The organism is Candidatus Pelagibacter sp. HIMB1506, assembly GCF_052047935.1.
Lineage (GTDB): Bacteria > Pseudomonadota > Alphaproteobacteria > Pelagibacterales > Pelagibacteraceae > Pelagibacter.
In genome coordinates, this window is the sequence record NZ_JBNAIS010000001.1 from 889,932 (window position 1) to 907,579 (window position 17,648).

17 protein-coding genes are annotated in these 17,648 nt (G+C 30.2%); 3 read left to right on the forward strand and 14 right to left on the reverse strand.

Translation table 11 applies throughout. From position 1 onward, the window contains the following. Positions 1-4 precede the first annotated feature (4 nt). Genes ACTTA8_RS04875 through ACTTA8_RS04890 form a run of 4 tightly spaced genes read right to left on the reverse strand, consistent with a single transcriptional unit; the run spans position 5 to position 2,984 of the window. On the reverse strand, positions 5-616 hold the full coding sequence (locus ACTTA8_RS04875; protein WP_440654648.1) for an RlmE family RNA methyltransferase: 612 nt from the start codon (positions 614-616) through the stop codon (positions 5-7). Then, positions 617-1,528, reverse strand: a complete 912-nt coding sequence (locus ACTTA8_RS04880; RefSeq protein WP_440654650.1) for a glycosyltransferase — start codon at positions 1,526-1,528, stop codon at positions 617-619. Then, on the reverse strand, positions 1,528-2,334 hold the full coding sequence (gene pssA / locus ACTTA8_RS04885) for a CDP-diacylglycerol--serine O-phosphatidyltransferase (protein WP_440654652.1): 807 nt from the start codon (positions 2,332-2,334) through the stop codon (positions 1,528-1,530). Before pssA ends, ACTTA8_RS04880 begins: the two co-directional genes overlap by 1 nt. 2 nt (positions 2,335-2,336) lie before the next feature. Continuing rightward, positions 2,337-2,984: a phosphatidylserine decarboxylase gene (locus ACTTA8_RS04890; protein ID WP_440613919.1), complete on the reverse strand. Its 648-nt coding sequence runs from the start codon at positions 2,982-2,984 to the stop codon at positions 2,337-2,339. Between the two features lie 76 nt (positions 2,985-3,060). Here ACTTA8_RS04890 and ACTTA8_RS04895 point away from each other — a divergent pair, with 76 nt between their 5' ends. Beyond that, on the forward strand, positions 3,061-4,275 hold the full coding sequence (locus tag ACTTA8_RS04895) for an NADP-dependent isocitrate dehydrogenase (protein WP_440654653.1): 1,215 nt from the start codon (positions 3,061-3,063) through the stop codon (positions 4,273-4,275). Here the strand turns inward: ACTTA8_RS04895 and alaS are convergent. The 6 genes from alaS to ACTTA8_RS04925 all read right to left on the reverse strand — a co-directional run bounded on the left by alaS (position 4,267) and on the right by ACTTA8_RS04925 (position 11,283). Further along, the gene (gene alaS / locus ACTTA8_RS04900) at positions 4,267-6,933 is read right to left on the reverse strand and encodes an alanine--tRNA ligase (protein ID WP_440654654.1); all 2,667 of its coding nucleotides are present in this window, start codon (positions 6,931-6,933) and stop codon (positions 4,267-4,269) included. The genes ACTTA8_RS04895 and alaS overlap by 9 nt on opposite strands. A 95-nt stretch (positions 6,934-7,028) precedes the next feature. Beyond that, positions 7,029-8,183 carry a recombinase RecA gene (recA, locus tag ACTTA8_RS04905; RefSeq protein ID WP_440613910.1) on the reverse strand — a complete coding sequence of 385 codons (1,155 nt, stop codon included), beginning with the start codon at positions 8,181-8,183 and terminating at the stop codon, positions 7,029-7,031. A gap of 108 nt (positions 8,184-8,291) precedes the next feature. Then, positions 8,292-9,590 carry a TolC family protein gene (locus ACTTA8_RS04910; RefSeq protein WP_440654655.1) on the reverse strand — a complete coding sequence of 433 codons (1,299 nt, stop codon included), beginning with the start codon at positions 9,588-9,590 and terminating at the stop codon, positions 8,292-8,294. Beyond that, positions 9,587-10,555 carry a uridine kinase gene (locus ACTTA8_RS04915; RefSeq protein ID WP_440654656.1) on the reverse strand — a complete coding sequence of 323 codons (969 nt, stop codon included), beginning with the start codon at positions 10,553-10,555 and terminating at the stop codon, positions 9,587-9,589. The genes ACTTA8_RS04910 and ACTTA8_RS04915 overlap by 4 nt, the downstream gene beginning before the upstream one ends. Beyond that, positions 10,521-10,886 carry a GFA family protein gene (locus tag ACTTA8_RS04920; protein ID WP_440654658.1) on the reverse strand — a complete coding sequence of 122 codons (366 nt, stop codon included), beginning with the start codon at positions 10,884-10,886 and terminating at the stop codon, positions 10,521-10,523. Before ACTTA8_RS04920 ends, ACTTA8_RS04915 begins: the two co-directional genes overlap by 35 nt. 13 nt (positions 10,887-10,899) lie before the next feature. Continuing rightward, positions 10,900-11,283, reverse strand: coding sequence for a VOC family protein (locus tag ACTTA8_RS04925; protein WP_440654659.1), 384 nt, complete (start codon positions 11,281-11,283; stop codon positions 10,900-10,902). A gap of 188 nt (positions 11,284-11,471) precedes the next feature. On the opposite strand from ACTTA8_RS04925, the gene ACTTA8_RS04930 reads away from it, so the two are divergent. Together ACTTA8_RS04930 and ACTTA8_RS04935 are read left to right on the forward strand one after the other, a co-directional pair. Continuing rightward, the gene (locus ACTTA8_RS04930) at positions 11,472-11,867 is read left to right on the forward strand and encodes a LexA family protein (RefSeq protein WP_075506508.1); all 396 of its coding nucleotides are present in this window, start codon (positions 11,472-11,474) and stop codon (positions 11,865-11,867) included. Then, the gene (locus ACTTA8_RS04935; protein ID WP_440654660.1) at positions 11,845-13,122 is read left to right on the forward strand and encodes a Y-family DNA polymerase; all 1,278 of its coding nucleotides are present in this window, start codon (positions 11,845-11,847) and stop codon (positions 13,120-13,122) included. The genes ACTTA8_RS04930 and ACTTA8_RS04935 overlap by 23 nt, the downstream gene beginning before the upstream one ends. Before the next feature lie 14 nt (positions 13,123-13,136). Here ACTTA8_RS04935 and ACTTA8_RS04940 read toward each other — a convergent pair whose 3' ends face one another. From ACTTA8_RS04940 to ACTTA8_RS04955, 4 genes are all read right to left on the reverse strand, one after another. Then, positions 13,137-14,171: a GMP reductase gene (locus ACTTA8_RS04940; protein ID WP_440613904.1), complete on the reverse strand. Its 1,035-nt coding sequence runs from the start codon at positions 14,169-14,171 to the stop codon at positions 13,137-13,139. Between the two features lie 67 nt (positions 14,172-14,238). Further along, a complete protein-coding gene (locus ACTTA8_RS04945; RefSeq protein ID WP_440654661.1) occupies positions 14,239-15,390 on the reverse strand; it encodes a DUF1501 domain-containing protein in 1,152 nt (383 codons plus the stop codon). Next, a complete protein-coding gene (locus tag ACTTA8_RS04950; protein ID WP_440654663.1) occupies positions 15,387-16,823 on the reverse strand; it encodes a DUF1800 family protein in 1,437 nt (478 codons plus the stop codon). The genes ACTTA8_RS04945 and ACTTA8_RS04950 overlap by 4 nt, the downstream gene beginning before the upstream one ends. Before the next feature lie 39 nt (positions 16,824-16,862). Then, positions 16,863-17,636: a hypothetical protein gene (locus ACTTA8_RS04955; protein ID WP_440654664.1), complete on the reverse strand. Its 774-nt coding sequence runs from the start codon at positions 17,634-17,636 to the stop codon at positions 16,863-16,865. Between the last annotated feature and the right edge of the window lie 12 nt (positions 17,637-17,648).

Here is a 17,648-nt window from a genome sequence, read left to right on the forward strand (position 1 = left end):
GTCTCTATCTAAGTTTTTTACAAATTATAAAACTTTCTTTTGAATCTTTTCTACTCGATTTAGGTTTAAAAACCTTAACTTCTTTAAAATATTTTTTACCTTCTGCGACTATTTCGTTGAAAGTTCCCCCCATAAAGATTTTAGAAACAAAGTAACCATTTTCATTTAATAAATCTTTTGCAAATACCATTGCTTCTTTACAAAGTTCTCCTGTTTGAATTGAATCAATATTTTTAATTCCTGTGGTATTTACAGCCATGTCTGACATCACAACATCTACTTTAGTGGTTGTATTTTTTTTTATCTCTTGCTGAACTCCTTCTTCAGTGAAATCACCTTGTATTTGAAGACTTGATCCAATTGGTTCCATCTTTTTCAAATCAATTGAAATTAATTTCCCATTCTTAGATACTTTATTTGCATATTGGGACCAGCTTCCAGGAGCAGCTCCAATATCAATAACAGTTAACCCACCTTTAAAAATTTTAAATTTTTCGTCAATTTCTATAAGTTTGTAGGCAGATCTTGCTCTATAACCATCAACTTTTGATTGTCTAACGTATGTATCTCTTCGCTGTTTGTTGACCCAATTTTTTGAAATTTTATTTTTTTTCAATTAATTTTCAAATCTTAAGCTTTTATTTAATATCTTGCCATCAAGAGTTTGGATTTCTATTTTAATATCTTTATTAATTCTCATATCTTGATTGTTTTTCCAAATGCCAGCAGCAAGATGCATTATTCCAATTTTGTAATTAGGTAAATAAGGTTCAACAAATGTATTATTTACCTGATCAAATTTTGGTAAAAGATTGCTTGTTATCCAGTTACAATTTAAAGGTAAAAATTCAGTTTCAATATTATCATGATAAACCGAAATGTTCATTGCAAGTTGTTCGGAGCCAAAAATATCTCCGCCTTTTAAAGTTTCTCTGAGATTATTTTGCCAAATTTCCCAAGATTTAGAATATTTTTCTAGAGAAAAGACACCTATATTTATATGAGGTGCAAAAGCTAATTTCCTAGCTTTGTCCATATTAATTTTAGATTTTACTGCATGTTTAAAATTTTGAGATTTAATTATTGCGAGTTTTCCAAAAACCCAATTTACTTTTGAGGTAATTTTGTAACCTGGTCCTATGGTTTGTGTAATACCCAATTTATTATTATCACAGGCTTTGAAATATAATTCTATTGTTTGCCAATCATTGACCCAAGCATCACAATCAATCCAAAGATATTTTTCATAATTAGGAAAATATTTTGGTAAAAATGCTCTTGAAACTTGGCTTTTTAACCATTCTCTTCCTTTAATTTTACTTTCAGGAACTTTTATATCCCACTCTGCAGATTTAATCTCATCTACTTTAGATAATAATTTATTTTTTTGTTCTTCTGATAATCCAGCATCCAAAACACATATTGCAGTATCTTTGCTAGCTTCGAACTGTTTGATGGAGTCTATTAATTCATCCAATAAAGGGAAATAATTAGAGTCTGCTAAAGAAACAATGGTATTTTTTTTCATTACAATACATCTTCAAGATCGTCATCTTCATCGTCATAATTCTGACCTTCGTTTTGTTTTTTAAGTTTTTGATAATGAAAAAAGCTTATTGGAAGCATAGTTAGATAAATTAAAGCACTTAATGAAATTACATTAAAAGGATAAATTAACAATAATCCAAAAAATAAGACAATTCCAAATAATAAGAAAATTGTTGCCTTTCTTTGAATTACAATTTTTTTAAATGAATAGCTTGGAAACTTACTAATCAATAAAAAAGAAGTGACAATAAAAAATATCGGCACAATAATTGTATAATCTACTTTAAACACTTCAATACTAGACATACTAAATATAAGTGGTGTTAATACTAAAATTCCACCAGCTGGAGAAGGAACACCTTCAAAAAAATTATCTCTCCAAGATGGTTCGCCTCCTGTATTTACATTGAAACGTGCCAATCTTAATGCAACACAAATTACATATATTAAACAAACTAGCCATCCAAACCTTCCAAGTTCATTTAATTTCCAAAAGTACATTATAAAAGCAGGAGCAACCCCAAAGCTAATCATGTCAGTCAAAGAATCTAATTCTTTTCCAACTTTTGATGTACCTTTGATTAATCTTGCTATTCTTCCATCTAGTCCATCAATTACAGCTGCAATTATTATTGCAATGATTGCAAACTCATATCTTCCGTCTAAAGCAAATCTTATAGATGTAAGACCAATACAAACACCTATAAGTGTCAGCATGTTAGGTAAAATTACTCTAGCACTCCTTTTTTCAGGAACTATTTTAAAATTTTTTTTAGGTTGTTGCATATCTATCTTTTTGCTAATAGAGTTTCCCCTGATATTGCAGTCTGACCAATTTTAACCAATGGTTCATAATTTTCATAATACACATCTGCTCTACTTCCAAATCTAATCATTCCAATTCGATCACCTTGGTTTAATGTTTGATCCTTATTTGTCTCGCAAACAATTCTTCTTGCAACCAAACCTGCTATTTGTACTATAACAATATCATTTCCATGATTATCTTTTAACTTATAATAATTCCTCTCGTTATCTTCGCTCGCCTTATCGAGTGAAGCATTTAAAAATTTTCCTGGCTTGTATAAAATATCTTCAACTTTCCCAGAACAAGGAGTTCTATTTACATGACAATCAAATACGTTCATGAAGATACTAATCTTTTTAAATTTCTTGTTTTCTAAATTTAATTCTTTTGGTCCATCTACCTCTTCAACTTTAATTACCTCACCGTCTGCTGGGCTTACTAGATAATTGTCATCTCCTATGATTGCTCTTTCAGGATCTCTAAAGAAATAATAAACCCATATAGTTAAAAGCAATCCAATTAATCCTAAAAATCCATTTACTAACAATAAGATGATTGTGATGAATCCTGCGATTACAATAAACTTGTAACCCTCTGTGTGTATCTTTGGAAATATCTTGGTAAACATATTCTTCTATTTGCTAATTTTCGATTAATATGTATATAAACCAATCTAATTCAATTAATAAGATAAATTTAATTTAATGAGCAAAATCAAGGTAAATAACCCAGTTGTCGAGTTAGATGGTGATGAAATGACTCGAATTATATGGGAGTTTATTAAAAACAAATTAATCCTTACATATATAGATCTTGGCATCGAATATTACGATCTGGGAATGAAAAGCAGAGATAATACAGATGACCAGATCACAATAGACTCAGCAAATGCTATCAAAAAAATTGGTGTTGGAATTAAATGCGCAACCATTACTCCAGATGAGGCAAGAGTTGAAGAATTTGATTTAAAAAAAATGTGGAGATCTCCAAATGGAACAATAAGAAACATTATTGGAGGAACAGTTTTCAGAGAACCAATTATTTGTAAAAATATTCCGAAATTAGTTCCTTCGTGGACAGATCCTGTGATCATTGGAAGACATGCTTTTGGTGATCAATATAGAGCTACAGATTTTAAAGTGCCTGGAAAAGGTAAAATGGAAGTTAAGTGGACGTCAGAAGATGGAAAAGATGAAATAAAATATGAGGTATTTAATTTCACTGGTCCTGGTGTAGCACTATCAATGTATAATTTAGACAAATCTATTCAAGACTTTGCAAGATCATGCTTTAGCTATGGATTAATTAAAAAGTGGCCAGTCTATATGTCTACAAAAAATACAATTTTAAAACAATACGACGGAAGATTTAAAGATATTTTCCAAGAAGTATTCGATAATGAATACAAAGAAGAATTTGAAAAACATAAATTAACTTACGAACACAGATTAATTGATGACATGGTCGCATGTGCAATGAAATGGAGTGGCAAATATATCTGGGCTTGCAAAAATTATGATGGTGATGTTCAGTCTGATACTATGGCTCAAGGTTATGGATCATTAGGATTAATGACGAGTACTTTGTTAACTCCTGATGGAAAAGTGATGGAAGCTGAAGCTGCTCATGGAACTGTTACTAGACACTATAGAATGCATCAACAAGGAAAAGAAACTTCTACAAATCCTATTGCATCCATATTTGCATGGACAAGAGGATTGGCTCACAGAGGAAAATTAGATAACAATCAAGAATTAATTAAATTTGCTCAAACGTTAGAAGCTGTATGTATTGAGTGTGTTGAAAAAGGATCTATGACAAAAGATTTAGCAATTCTTGTTGGACCAAACAGTAAGTTTTTAACTACTAATCAGTTTTTAGATGAAATTGATGGTAATCTTAAAAAGAAATTAAATTAAAGATTTTATTTTTTCAAAAGCATCATTGATTTTGGATTGGTCTTGACCACCAGCTTGAGCAAAGTCTTTTCTTCCACCACCTCCTTTGCCTCCAATTACTTCCGAACCTGCTTTTACAAATTGTACTGCATCAAATTTGTCAGATAATTTTTCTGTCACACCTACTGCAATACCGACTTTGTCATCTTTGCTTGCAAAAACTATTACAATACCTTCGCCCAATTCTTTTTTACCTTTGTCTACAAGTTTTCTTAATTCTTTAGGAGGAAGATCTTCAACGTTTTGAAATCTTACTTTCACTCCATTGACATCTAGATCATTAACTTTATTTTTGGATTGGTCTTGTAAAATTGAATTAACTGATAAAGTTTCTAATTGTTTATTTAAATTTTTGATTAAAACTTTTTTATCACTTTCATCTAAATTTGGTTTTCCACCAAGATCTGAAATTTGCCTGCTCAGCTCATTAATTTGTTCATCATCTTTTTCAGATGATAAGTTTAACATTTTTTCTTTATTTTTTAGATAGTCCTCTAGTTGCTTATCTCTTAAAGCCTCTACTCTTCTAACTCCTGCAGCTATTGAGGATTGGCTTATAATCTTAAATTTACCAATATCACCAGTGTTTTTTACATGGGTTCCGCCACATAATTCAGTTGAAAAATATTTTTCTCCTTCATCCCCCATTGATAACACTCTTACTTCGTCTCCATATTTCTCACCAAATAATGCTAAAGCTCCATTATCAACTGCCTCTTTCGGTGTCATAATTCTTGTGGTTACATCAGATTGTTTAGAAATCATATCATTTACATGACTTTCTATTTTTAACATCTCATCATCTGAAATTGGCTTCATATGGCTAAAATCAAATCTTAATCTTTCCGGCTCAACAAGAGATCCTTTTTGAGTAACATGTGGACCTAAAACTCTTCTAAGAGACTCGTGTAATAAATGAGTTGCTGAATGATAAGCTCTTGTATCATTTCTTTTCTCAATATTAATTTTCATTTCGACGTCTTGTTCAAGCTTTATTGAGCCTCTTTTAACTTTTCCGTAATGAACAAATAAATCTCCCAATTTTTTTTGAACATCTGTTACTTCAAATTCAAATTCATCCTTAGAGATCAATCCTGTATCCCCTACTTGACCTCCAGATTCAGCATAAAATGGTGTTTGGTTAACAACAATGATACCTTCATCTCCAGCATTTAAAGTATCAACTTCTTTATGGTTTTTAAGAAGAGATTTTATCACTCCTTGTGCTTGATCATTTTCATATCCTAAAAATTCTGTAGCTCCATGTTTTTCTTTAACTCCATACCAAACTTGCTCAACTGCACTATCTCCAGATCCTTTCCAATTTTTTCTAGCAAGCTCAATACTTTCTCTCATCAACTCACCAAATCTTTCTTTATCAAATTCTAAAGATTTTGATTTTAAAATATCTTCTGTAAGATCAATTGGGAAACCATAAGTTTCATAAAGTTTAAAAGCAATATCACCTGGTAAAACTTTATCTATTTTAGAAATTTCATCATTTAAAATTTTAATTCCTCTATCTAAAAGAACTAAAAATTTTTCTTCTTCCATCTTTAAAGTTTCTTTAATTAAACATTCTGCTCTTTTAAGTTCAGGATAATTTCCTGACATTTCATTTAATAGGGTATCAAATAGTTTTGAAAATACTGGATCCTTAGCTCCTAACAAATGAGAGTGCCTCATTCCTCTTCGCATAATTCTTCGAAGCACATACCCTCTTCCTTCATTAGATGGCAATACTCCTTCAGCAATTAAAAATGAACTGGCTCTTAAGTGATCAGCAATAACTCTAAAACTAGATAAATTAGATTTATCTGATTTAATTTTAATTATATCCGAAGCTGAATTAATTATTTTTTTAAAATGATCTGTTTCATAATTATCATGAGTGCCTTGTAGCAAAGCAGCAATCCTCTCTAAACCCATCCCTGTATCAACAGATGGTTTTGGAAGATTTATTCTTTTATCTTTTGTAACTTGTTCAAATTGCATGAAGACTAAGTTCCAAATTTCAATAAATCTGTCTCCATCTTCATCTTTAGTGCCAGGTAATCCTCCATGCAAATGATCACCATGATCAAAAAATATTTCTGAACAAGGTCCACATGGTCCTGTCTCTCCCATTGACCAAAAATTATCAGAAGTTGCTATTCTAATTATTCTATCGTTGCTAAAACCTGCTATTTTCTTCCAAAAATTGAAGGCTTCATCATCTTCATGAAATACAGTTACATAAAGTCTATTTTTATCTATTCCAAAATCTTTAGTAATTAAATTCCAAGCGTAATCAATTGCTTGTTCTTTAAAATAATCTCCAAATGAAAAGTTTCCTAACATCTCAAAGAAAGTGTGGTGTCTAGGTGTATAGCCAACATTTTCTAAATCATTATGTTTACCACCAGCTCTTACACATTTTTGTGAAGTAGTTGCTCTTACATAATCTCTTTTCTCTAAACCTGTGAAAACGTTCTTAAACTGAACCATTCCAGAATTAGCAAACATCAATGTTGGATCATTATTTGGGACCAAATTACTAGATTCCACAATCTGATGATCGTTCTTTTCAAAATATTTCAGGAAAGTATTTCTAATTTCATTGAGAGTTTTGTCTGCCATATTTTTAAAATACAGCTTTTTTATTTTATGTCTAGATGCAGTACGGGAAAAAAGGCCCTTAAAATTAAGCGCCTTTTATTAATAAAGATGACCTATTAATTCTTTTTAGATGGAGGAGTAGCTTCGGCTTTTGCTTCTTCTTCTTTTTCAGCTACTTTCTTTTCTTTTTCCAATTTCTCAGGATCTATCGGGTTTCCTTCTATTTTTTTAGAAATAACACCAGCTTTTTCTCTAATTGCCATTTCTATTTCTGCAGCAACTTTAGGATTTTGAGCCAGATAAGTCTTAGCATTCTCTCTACCTTGACCAATCTTCTCTCCTTTATAAGCATACCATGCTCCTGATTTTTCAATAATATCTGCTTTGGAACCAAGATCGACTAATTCACCCATCTTGCTAATTCCTCTTCCGTACATCAAATCAAATTCAACTACTTTAAATGGTGGAGCTACTTTATTTTTAACTACCTTCACTCTTGTTGAGTTACCAATAATTTCATCTTTGTCTTTGATTGCACCTATTCTTCTAATATCCATTCTAACAGATGAATAAAACTTAAGTGCATTACCGCCTGATGTAGTTTCAGGACTTCCAAACATAACTCCAATCTTCATTCTGATTTGGTTGATGAAAATCATCATTGTATTTGTGTTTGAAATTGAACTTGTTAATTTTCTTAAAGCCTGACTCATTAATCTTGATTGAAGACCTACATGATGATCTCCCATCTCACCTTCGATCTCAGCTTTTGGTGTTAAAGCTGCAACAGAGTCGATTACAATAACTGAAATAGAGCCTGATTTTACTAGTGTATCAGCAATTTCTAATGCTTGTTCACCAGCATCTGGCTGTGAGATTAAAAGTTCTTCAGTATTTACACCTAATTTTTTTGCATAAACTGGATCTAAGGCATGCTCTGCATCAACGAATGCACAAATTCCACCTGCTTTTTGAGCTTCAGCAACAACTTGTAATGCTAATGTTGTTTTTCCAGATGATTCTGGTCCATAAACTTCAATAATTCTTCCTTTTGGTAATCCGCCTATACCTAAAGCTAAATCAAGACTTAAAGAACCTGTTGAAACAGACTCAATATCCATAGCTCTCTTTTGGCCAAGCTTCATTACAGAGCCTTTTCCAAAATTATCTGTAATTTGAGCTATTGCAGCATCTAATGCTTTGTTCTTTTCTTTAATATCCATTTCTTGATCTTTAGTAGATTTAACTACTTTTAGGTTACTTTTCGTCATTTTTTGCCTCTTTTTTTACGTTTTTTAACAGTCGAATCATGATTTAAATGTACACATTTTGTTCTCATTGGCAAGATCTTTGTTTTTAATGGATAAAAAAAGACTGAATTACTTAAGATTTAAATAGTCGCTGTTTAAAAGACCTACTGATTTTAAAACTCTATATTGAGCTAACAAGTAGCTTCTTTCTGCTTCAGCAAGATTAATTTTTGCGTTTATTAAATTTGATCTAGATTGAAGAACATCAAAAGTAGATCTTCCAGATCCACTTTCATATTCAAAGCTAATTCCTTCAGTTGCTACTTCTGAGGCTTTAACTTGTGATTGCACAGCTTGTAAAAAACTTCTTGAAGACTGCAAAGTTGACCAAGAAGATGTCACAGACTGAGTATTATTTTTTTGTGCATTCTCTAATAATAATCTCTTCATTCCCTTAGCTTGAAGATTTTTACTTACATTAGATTTATTCTTTCCACCAAATTGAAAAGGCCAAGATACTGTTGCTTGTAAGACATCTTTTTCTCTTTCATCATAAGTTGCACTTAAATCATCGGTATAAGTTCTCTCTAAAGAAATTTTTGCTGTTGGTGAAAGATCAGATCTTGCAATTTTTACATCAAGTTCTGATTGTCCATATTCTATTTCTGCAATAATCAATTCTGGACTTTTCTCTAAAGATATTTTTTTAGCTTCACTTAAATTTTGAGGGATTGTTACTTGTGCATTATATATTTTTTTTAATTTTGCTTCTTCTGCAATAGTTCCAATTACATTTTCATAATTTAATCTACTAGTTACTATATTATTTTGAGCCTCAATATATCTTGCTTGAGCTCCCGCAAGAGAAGATTGGGATTGTGCCAAATCAGATGCTGTTATTTGTCCTCTACTTAATCTTGCATTATCTAATTCAAATTGTCTTTGAAGTAAGTTTACGTTTTCTTCATTAATATTTAATTTTTCATAAGCTAAAATTAATCCTGTATATGCCTCAATAGCTCTTAAGAAAATTTCTTGTTCTTTTTTAACTAATTTTGCTTCTGTTAAATTTAATCCTAACTTACTTTTCTCATATTCTGTTTTTCTTCCACTTCCATCAAGCAATGTTTGCTCAAGTTTAATTGAAGAAGTCATCGTATCTGTATCGGTGATTGATGCATCTCCTCCACTTTGATTTGTAAGTTTATTGGTATCTTCAAAATTTTTTGTACCAGAAAGAGTTAAGCTAGGCAGCAAATCACTTCTGGACATGTTGATTACTTCTTGTTGAATTTCTAAATTTTTTCTCTCTGCCTGAAGCTCAAGATTATTATCAAAAGTTTGTTTAAGCGCTTCCTTTAAAGTTGCTGAAAATGCACTTAATGGAAAAACAAATATACAAAAGATAATTATTAAAAACTTTTTCATTTATTATATTTTATTGTCTTAATTTGATGGTTGCTATTTAAATTTAAGATAATTGTAGAATATTTTGGTGCAAATTTAAACATGTTCTGTGTAATTCTTTGGTAAGTTTGCATAAAATTAATAACATCTCCTTTGCTCATTATTTTATGACTAGATTTATTTTTAGTATTTAACCACAACTTATGCTCTTGTTTAAGTCTCCATTTCTGAAGCAAATTAAAATTTTTTGCTTTTAAATAAATCAGACAATTTAATTGAGAATATAGTTTTTTATATTTTGTCTTTAATTGCTCATTTACATATTTTCTCCAAATAAGTTTTTGATCTTTAGTTCTTTCAAGTGAATTAATTGATTTTTTAAGTGTTTTATTAACTTCAGCTCTTGCACCAACACACCATCCTTCAAATATAATTACATCTGGCTGCTCTTTAATATTGTACCAACTTTTTTTAGGAGATCGGTCATCTACTGCCTTATTAAAACTTGGTAACTTTATTGATTTAAAGTTTTTACTTTTTGATTTTTTAAAGAAATCCAACATAATTTTTACATCATGTGTTCCAGGTACCCCTCTTGTCATCAACATAGGGTGGACTTTATTAGATAAAATAGATCTTTCTTTTCTAGTTTTATAAAAATCATCAATAGAAATTTTAAATACTTTTAATTTGAAATATTTTTCTAATATTATTTTTACAATTGAACTTATAGTTGTCTTACCAGTTCCTTGTCCTCCTGCTAAACCAACAAAGTAAGGTTTTTTATTATTAGCTTTTTTTGCAATCCAAAAACACACTGGAATTAGAAAAGATTTAAGCATCTTATCTTTGTTGCTAAATTTTTCTTTTGAGGTTTCTTGTGATTTAATAAATTTTAGACAATCACCTTTAACTTTTTTAAAACACTCAGCAGTAGATTGCATTGAACTTTTATTTTTCTTGGTCCATTGGATGGTTAAGACCATCAAATTGGGCTATCTCTTTTATATCTTCAACTTTAATTTCATCAACACAACCTAAATTAAATCCAGTCATGGCTGGTGCGCTTCTTGGAATATGATGAGTGTAAATTCCACATTCAGTACAGAAATAATGTTTGGCAACTTTTGTATGATATTGATAAAGTTTTATTTTATCCTCACCTTTTGTAAGTTTAAAATCTTCATTTTTAACCATACCCATTGTTGCATTTTTTCTTTTGCAAATTGAACAATTGCATCTAACAATCTTTGCTAATTCATTAACTGTAGAATTAATTTCAGCTTCTACAGATCCACAATGACAACTTAATTTCATATATCTCCTTAATTTAAGTTAAAATACTTTTTGCTGCAATCTTATTTCCATCTAAATCACGAACGTATGCATAGTAATTTCCATCTTTTCTAACCCCTGGTCCACCTTCATCTTTTGCTCCTTTTGAAATTGCAACTTCGTAAAATTTATCTACTGCTTCTTTAGTGTCAGCTAATAAAGTAGTTTGTGAACCATTTCCAAAAGTTGCGGGCTCACCATTTACAGGATGCGTTACATAAAATTGAACTTTGTCTGGATCACTTAAATGAGCGTAACCCAAATACTTTTCTGTTTTTAAAATTCTTTTTAATTTTAAAGGTTCAAAAACAGCATCATAAAAGTCACCTGATTTTTGATGATCATTAGAACCAACCATGACAAAATCTAAAACATTCATAATCAAACTCAGAATTTATATATTTAAATAACCAACTTAAACTATCTATGGTTGAAGTTATCCACAAGTCCACAATATGTGGATTGGATGTTCACGTTTTGATTCACTTTTGATTCAGTTACAGACTCAAAATACAACCTATTGAGTGTATTCCATAAATAGTCTATAAATTAGAACAAAACAAGAACATGAAACTAACAATCCCATATTATCTACATAAAGCAGGCGCTGGTTTTCCTTCTCCTGCAACAGATTATATCGAAGAAGATATCGATCTAAACATGCATTTAATAAGAAATGTTCCAGCAACTTTCATTATCAGAGTTCAAGGAAAATCCATGGTCGATGTTGGCATTAACGATGGAGATTTATTGGTCGTTGATAAAAGTTTAAAACCAAAAAACTTTTCAACTGTGATTGCAAATGTTCATGATGAGCTTGTAGTTAAAACTTTAGTTCAAGAACGAGATAAAAAATTTTTAACCTCTGGCTCTAAAGAGTTTTCTGACAGAATTTTAATTAATGAAGAACAAGATGTTTTTATTTGGGGAGTAGTTACTTATGTCATCCACTCAGTATACTAAAAAAATAGCACTCGTTGATTGCAATTCTTTTTATGTTTCTTGTGAAAGATTATTCAATCCTAAAATAAGAAAAAAACCTGTTGTCGTTTTATCTAATAATGATGGCTGTATCATTTCAAGATCTAACGAAGCAAAAGCTTTAGGAATTAAAATGGGTGAACCTTATTTTAAAGCAAAAGATATTATTGTTAAAAATAATGTAAATGTTTTTTCATCAAACTATTCTTTATATGGAGATTTATCTAGAAGAGTAATGAGAACTCTTAAAAGATTTAATTCAGAAATAGAAGTTTATTCAATTGATGAAGCGTTTTTAGATTTATCAAACTTTAAAGATCAGGATGTAGAAAAAGTTGGAAAAGAAATAAGAGAAACAGTTTTGCAATGGACTGGTATTCCAACAAGCATTGGGATCGCAAAAACAAAAACATTAAGTAAAGTTGCAAATCATATTGCAAAGAAAAAACAATCAGGAGTAACAAGTTTAATTGGAATAGATAATTTAGATCCTATTTTAGAAAAAGTTGAAATTAATGATGTTTGGGGTGTTGGTAGACAATTAACTAAATTTTATCAAAAGCATGGAATTTATAATGCTAAGCAGCTTAAAAATAAATCTAACACATGGATCAAGAAAAGTTCTAATGTTTTAAGTTCAAGAACCGCAATGGAGCTTAAAGGAATTCCTTGTATTGATTTAGAAACAACTACTACTAAAAGAAAGAGTTGTGTTGTTTCAAGATCATTTGGAAAAAGAATTGAAACGTTTCAAGAATTAAAAGAAGCAGTTGCAAACTATTGTTTAAATGCGTCTGAAAAAATTAGATCAGAGTCTTTGGTTGCAAAAGCAATTACAGTATTTGTAAGAACCAGCCCTTTTCATAAAAACTTTGGTTATTATTCAAATGCAAAGACAGTTGATTTTCCAATTGCAACAAATAATAGTATTGAAACTGTTAAAACTGCGGTTTCAATTCTTGAGAGTATTTTTAAAAATGGTTATCATTATCAAAAAGCAGGCGTAATGCTAACAGGATTATCTAATGCTAGTGATAAAACAAATTTATTTACATCTGAAAAGGATGAAAAGATAAATAGTTTAATGAGATCAATTGATAATACTAATCATCGATATGGAAGATCTACTTTAAGTGTTGCAAGTGCTGGGGTTCATAAAAAATGGAATATGAGAAGGCAGTATTCTTCTAAAATTGATACTGCTGATTTTTATTGTTTACCAACGATTAGAACTTAAAAGAAATTATTAATTTATTTTACAAAAGTATCATTAAATTGATTAGATACTCTTACAAAAGTGGTACATTTACTCAATTGTTTGAGTGATGGTGCTCCTACATAAGTACAACTACTTCTAACACCACCTAAAATATTTAAAACAGTATCATTTATTTTTCCTCTGTATTTAACTCTAACTTTTCTTCCTTCGCTACTTCTATAATCTGCTAATCCACCATAATGTTTTTTGTTAGCAACTTCTGAGCTTGATCCATAGAATTCAATATACTTAGATCCATTTACTTTTACTATTTTACCTTTTCCTTCATCATGACCTGCTAACATTCCACCTAGCATTACAAAATCTGCACCACCACCGAAACCTTTTGCAACATCACCAGGGCATGTGCATCCCCCATCAGCAATTACATGAGCTCCCAAACCGTGAGCTGCATCAGCACACTCAATAACAGCACTTAATTGTGGATAACCTACTCCAGTTTGAATTCTAGTTGTACAAACACTTCCAGGTCCTATTCCAACTTTAACAATATCTGCACCACTAAGAACTAATTCTTGTGTCATATCTGCAGTTACAACATTTCCTGCAATAATTGTTTTGGTTGGATATTTTTCTCTTACTGATTTGATAAAATTTGTGAAATGCTCTGAGTAACCATTAGCAACATCGATACAAATAAATTTGAAAAAACTAAATTCTTTCAAAACCTTATCTAAATTTTGAAAGTCCTCTTTTTTAATACCAACACTAAGTGCAATGTTTGGGTAGATTTTTTTGATATTTTTATTTTGTTTTATTTTTTTTACATCATGTTGTTTTGTTAAACATGTAATCATTTGATGATCATTTAATTTTTCAGCAATACTTAGCTCGCCAACACCATCCATGTTAGCTGCCATAATAGGAATTCCTGACCACTCATTTTTACTATATTTAAATCTATACGTTCTAAGAAGATTTACATCCTTTCTACTTTTTAATGTACTTCTCTTGGGTCTGAATAAGACATCAGAGTAATCTAGCTTAAGCTCTTCTTCTATTCTCATAATTTAAAATGCTATTATTTCTAAAATACTATTTCAATTAAATTGTGGCTTGTGGATAAGTTTTTAATTAAGCTTTAAAAAGCTTGTCGGATAAGTTGTCTAGCTTATCACCCCAGAAAACATCTTTTTGAATTCTTTCAAATTCAACATCGAAGACTGTAGACATTGCTGATGCATAGACTGATCTTGCATCGATAGTTGAATTTAAATCTCTTCCTTCAAATAATTCTTTTCTTTTTAGGCCTGGCCAGTCTGTATAAACTTGTGCTTTTTTTAATAATCCTCCAGCCATTAAAATAGCTGAACCATAACCGTGTTCAGTTCCATTACTACTGTTCTGTTTAATTGTTCTTCCAAATTCTGTTAAAGTTAAAACCAAAGTATTATCAAATGCTTCCTTAGTCATTGATGCTTTAAGAGATTTAACAATATTGTCATAATCTGATAGACAATCTGCGTGCGCTCCATCTGTTGCACCTTGCGCAGCGTGTGTATCAAAGCCATCTACTTCAAAAACCGCAACTTTAGGCCCATCTGGTTTTGATAATTCTGCACCAGCACTCGAAGCTAAAATCCAAGCATCATCTCTAGATCTGTTGTTGAAATCTCTTGTTAAAATTATTTCTAAATTATCACTTAATAATTTTTCATCATATTCTTTGTAAGCTTTTTTAATAAGTTCTAAAGTATCAGGATATGGTAAACTACGACCTACAGGAAAATAATTGTTATTCATTGGAACACCTCTAATCAATAAAGGCATCGGTAAAGCTAAAGCTAACCCTTGACCCGTCAATCCTGCTGTTTTCATTCCTCTTCCAAGCCAACCTGTTTTTTCTTGGTAAGGAATTTTTCCACCAGACTCCATTAAGTTTTGACCATCAAAATGGGATCTACCAGTATAAGGAATATTTGTTGCATGAACTGCTGCACTTAAATTCTCATCCCAAAGACTTTTAAATGTTTTTAATGCTGGGTGTAAATCAAAATCAGATGTTAATTTTAAAGTTCTATCAAGATTGATTTTGCTTCTTAATTTTTCAAAGTTTTTGTCATCTTTAACTGGAATAGCGCACAAGCCATCCATTCCACCTCGTAACATAATTATTACTAAATTCTTTTTTGTTCCTGCATTTGCACTACCTATTCCTCCAAAGCCTGCAAAATATAATGACGTTAGAGCGGTAGTTTTTAAAAAATCTCTTCTTGATATTTTCATGCTTTTAAAAACTCCGGATGGTTAAAAAGTAGAGTATGTTTTTCAATAGACCTATTTTTTTGGTTGATATAGTTCATTATTTTATCTGGGTTATCAAAATTTTTTTCAACCATGTTTGCATAATATTCTGCATTTTTATTATTTTCAATTTTATGAAAATTGTAGCTTGCTTTTGCATAAACCAGTCTTCTAATTAATAATTCTGGTGAAATCCAATCGTCAGAATGATCTGACCAACCATTTGGTTGTTTTGCCCTGTAAGGATGATGTCCAATATTTTGTAATAACCACTCAGGTTCACGTTGAGAATCGAATGGTTTTTGACCTAGCTCGTATTTATCCATTAGATCTGGTGAAGGTGGCCAATTTAAATCTGCAATTTTTGCAACTTGAATGACCCAATTTTCAGGTGTTTGAAATTTTTTATATTTATCATTGTATTCGAAAGCAACTTTTATAGCTGCCTTATGAATTTCTGGAATATGACCATCTGATTTTTGAAATGCATCAATAATTGGTTGCTTCATCTCTTTAGTAGGTTCATCAGTAATTAAAAATCTACACAATCTTTCAGCAACAAAGTCTCTGCAATTAGGATGATTAACCAAATCTTTAATTACAACGGCTAATGTTTTTTTGCCTTTTTTATATTCTTTTCCTAATACATTTTTTTTTCCAGGTTGATGATGTTCAGAGTTGAACCAAACATTTCCCGTTTCTAAACTTTTTTTACCATATTTGTGTTCCCACCCTGTCATAATATAAGCTAACTGAATTACATCTTCTTGAGAATAGCCTGCCTTAGGAGATACAGTGTGAAGCTCTAAAAGTTCTCTTGCATGATTTTCATTAATAGTTGCAGGTTCTTTCTTTCTTCTTCGCCATTCTTCTTTAGCTGAAGTACTTTTTGGACCAACACTTTCACTATTATCCAAATGATGTATCATTGCCCAAGATGTAGTTACATCATATACCATCTTTTCAAATGACTGATTTAAATTAGGCCAAATTATTTCTCTTTGATAAGCACCTGTAGAATAATTTGCTAAAAAATCTTTCTCACTGATTGCAAAAAAGTTTCCCCAGAACATCCATAGTTTTGCAAGAACTGGGTTGTTACCATTAATCCCTTCATTATGTCTAATGGATATCTCCAGAGACTCCCAGAATTTTTGTCCCGTCTCATGTCTCAATTTATCTTTATGAACTTTGTAAAGATTTTTATTATCTTTATATTTTTTTCTTAAAACTTTTCTATCACCATAAACCCAGTCTCTATAATGGCCTCTCAATTCTTTTTCTGTAAGAATTTTTCCTGTCCATGAAAATTCTGGAATTTCATCTACTTGATTTAAAGCCCAATTTAATGGATCTGAAGGAACTTCTTCGTTAATTCCTATTCCAAAAGCAACTTTTCTAAAAAAGTTTTTCATTATATAAATATAAAAATTAAAAATTTTTATTTCAATATTTTATTTAATTTTTATTAAGCTTTTTTTAAATAATATTGAATAAGTTAAAAAATAAAAACAAAATATTAATTCTTGAATTTCAGATAATCTTTCAACAAAATTGAAAGTCAAAATATCATAAAATTTTGCCTCTATTATATCCTCACCATCCATATAATGTCCTGGATGAAGATTCATTTTATCAACAATAAAATCTGGTAAAAAAAATAAAAGCAAAATAGAAGATACAACTAAAAGTTTTAAACTGGGTAGAAATATTAAGTTTAATTCATTTCTAAATGTAATCATTTTTTTTCTCACTAAATAAAAAATAAATGGGACAAAACCACACCATAAAATAACTAAAGATCTAGGTAACTGGTCAAGTAAATTTGAAATATTATGTAAGTTAGTTTCATTTTGATTATTTAATTCATTAAAAATTTCTGGAGTTCCCCACTTAAAAAAATGTTGTCCCCAACTAATCTCCTCTCCTAAATAATATGTCAAAGCAATAATTTTCAATAGAATAAAAACCTTTAAATAAGTTTCATCTTTTAAATGTTTTAAAATCGTAAATAAAATAATCAAAGATAGAAACAAAAGTATTGATTGAATGTTTTCAATAAATCCATTTTCAGAAAATAATGAATTTATTATTGGTGCTTTACAAATTAATGGTTTGATATATTTGCACTGATAACCTTGTACATAAGATATTAAAATAATAAAAATTAAGCTAAAAATTAAAAAATTAATTATATTATTTTCCTCATCAAAAATTTTTTTGAACATTAAAATTGTTTT

Excerpts from the sequence above, each read along its gene's own strand:
- alaS (WP_440654654.1), bottom strand. The coding sequence starts at position 6,933 with ATGGCAGACAAAACTCTCAATGAAATTAGAAATACTTTCCTGAAATAT.
- ACTTA8_RS04930 (WP_075506508.1), top strand. The coding sequence starts at position 11,472 with ATGAAACTAACAATCCCATATTATCTACATAAAGCAGGCGCTGGTTTT.
- ACTTA8_RS04925 (WP_440654659.1), bottom strand. The coding sequence starts at position 11,283 with ATGAATGTTTTAGATTTTGTCATGGTTGGTTCTAATGATCATCAAAAA.
- ACTTA8_RS04950 (WP_440654663.1), bottom strand. The coding sequence starts at position 16,823 with ATGAAAAACTTTTTTAGAAAAGTTGCTTTTGGAATAGGAATTAACGAA.
- ACTTA8_RS04910 (WP_440654655.1), bottom strand. The coding sequence starts at position 9,590 with ATGAAAAAGTTTTTAATAATTATCTTTTGTATATTTGTTTTTCCATTA.
- ACTTA8_RS04955 (WP_440654664.1), bottom strand. The coding sequence starts at position 17,636 with ATGTTCAAAAAAATTTTTGATGAGGAAAATAATATAATTAATTTTTTA.
- pssA (WP_440654652.1), bottom strand. The coding sequence starts at position 2,334 with ATGCAACAACCTAAAAAAAATTTTAAAATAGTTCCTGAAAAAAGGAGT.
- recA (WP_440613910.1), bottom strand. The coding sequence starts at position 8,183 with ATGACGAAAAGTAACCTAAAAGTAGTTAAATCTACTAAAGATCAAGAA.
- ACTTA8_RS04915 (WP_440654656.1), bottom strand. The coding sequence starts at position 10,555 with ATGGTCTTAACCATCCAATGGACCAAGAAAAATAAAAGTTCAATGCAA.
- ACTTA8_RS04890 (WP_440613919.1), bottom strand. The coding sequence starts at position 2,984 with ATGTTTACCAAGATATTTCCAAAGATACACACAGAGGGTTACAAGTTT.
- ACTTA8_RS04935 (WP_440654660.1), top strand. The coding sequence starts at position 11,845 with ATGTCATCCACTCAGTATACTAAAAAAATAGCACTCGTTGATTGCAAT.
- ACTTA8_RS04880 (WP_440654650.1), bottom strand. The coding sequence starts at position 1,528 with ATGAAAAAAAATACCATTGTTTCTTTAGCAGACTCTAATTATTTCCCT.
- ACTTA8_RS04895 (WP_440654653.1), top strand. The coding sequence starts at position 3,061 with ATGAGCAAAATCAAGGTAAATAACCCAGTTGTCGAGTTAGATGGTGAT.
- ACTTA8_RS04945 (WP_440654661.1), bottom strand. The coding sequence starts at position 15,390 with ATGAAAATATCAAGAAGAGATTTTTTAAAAACTACCGCTCTAACGTCA.
- ACTTA8_RS04920 (WP_440654658.1), bottom strand. The coding sequence starts at position 10,886 with ATGAAATTAAGTTGTCATTGTGGATCTGTAGAAGCTGAAATTAATTCT.
- ACTTA8_RS04940 (WP_440613904.1), bottom strand. The coding sequence starts at position 14,171 with ATGAGAATAGAAGAAGAGCTTAAGCTAGATTACTCTGATGTCTTATTC.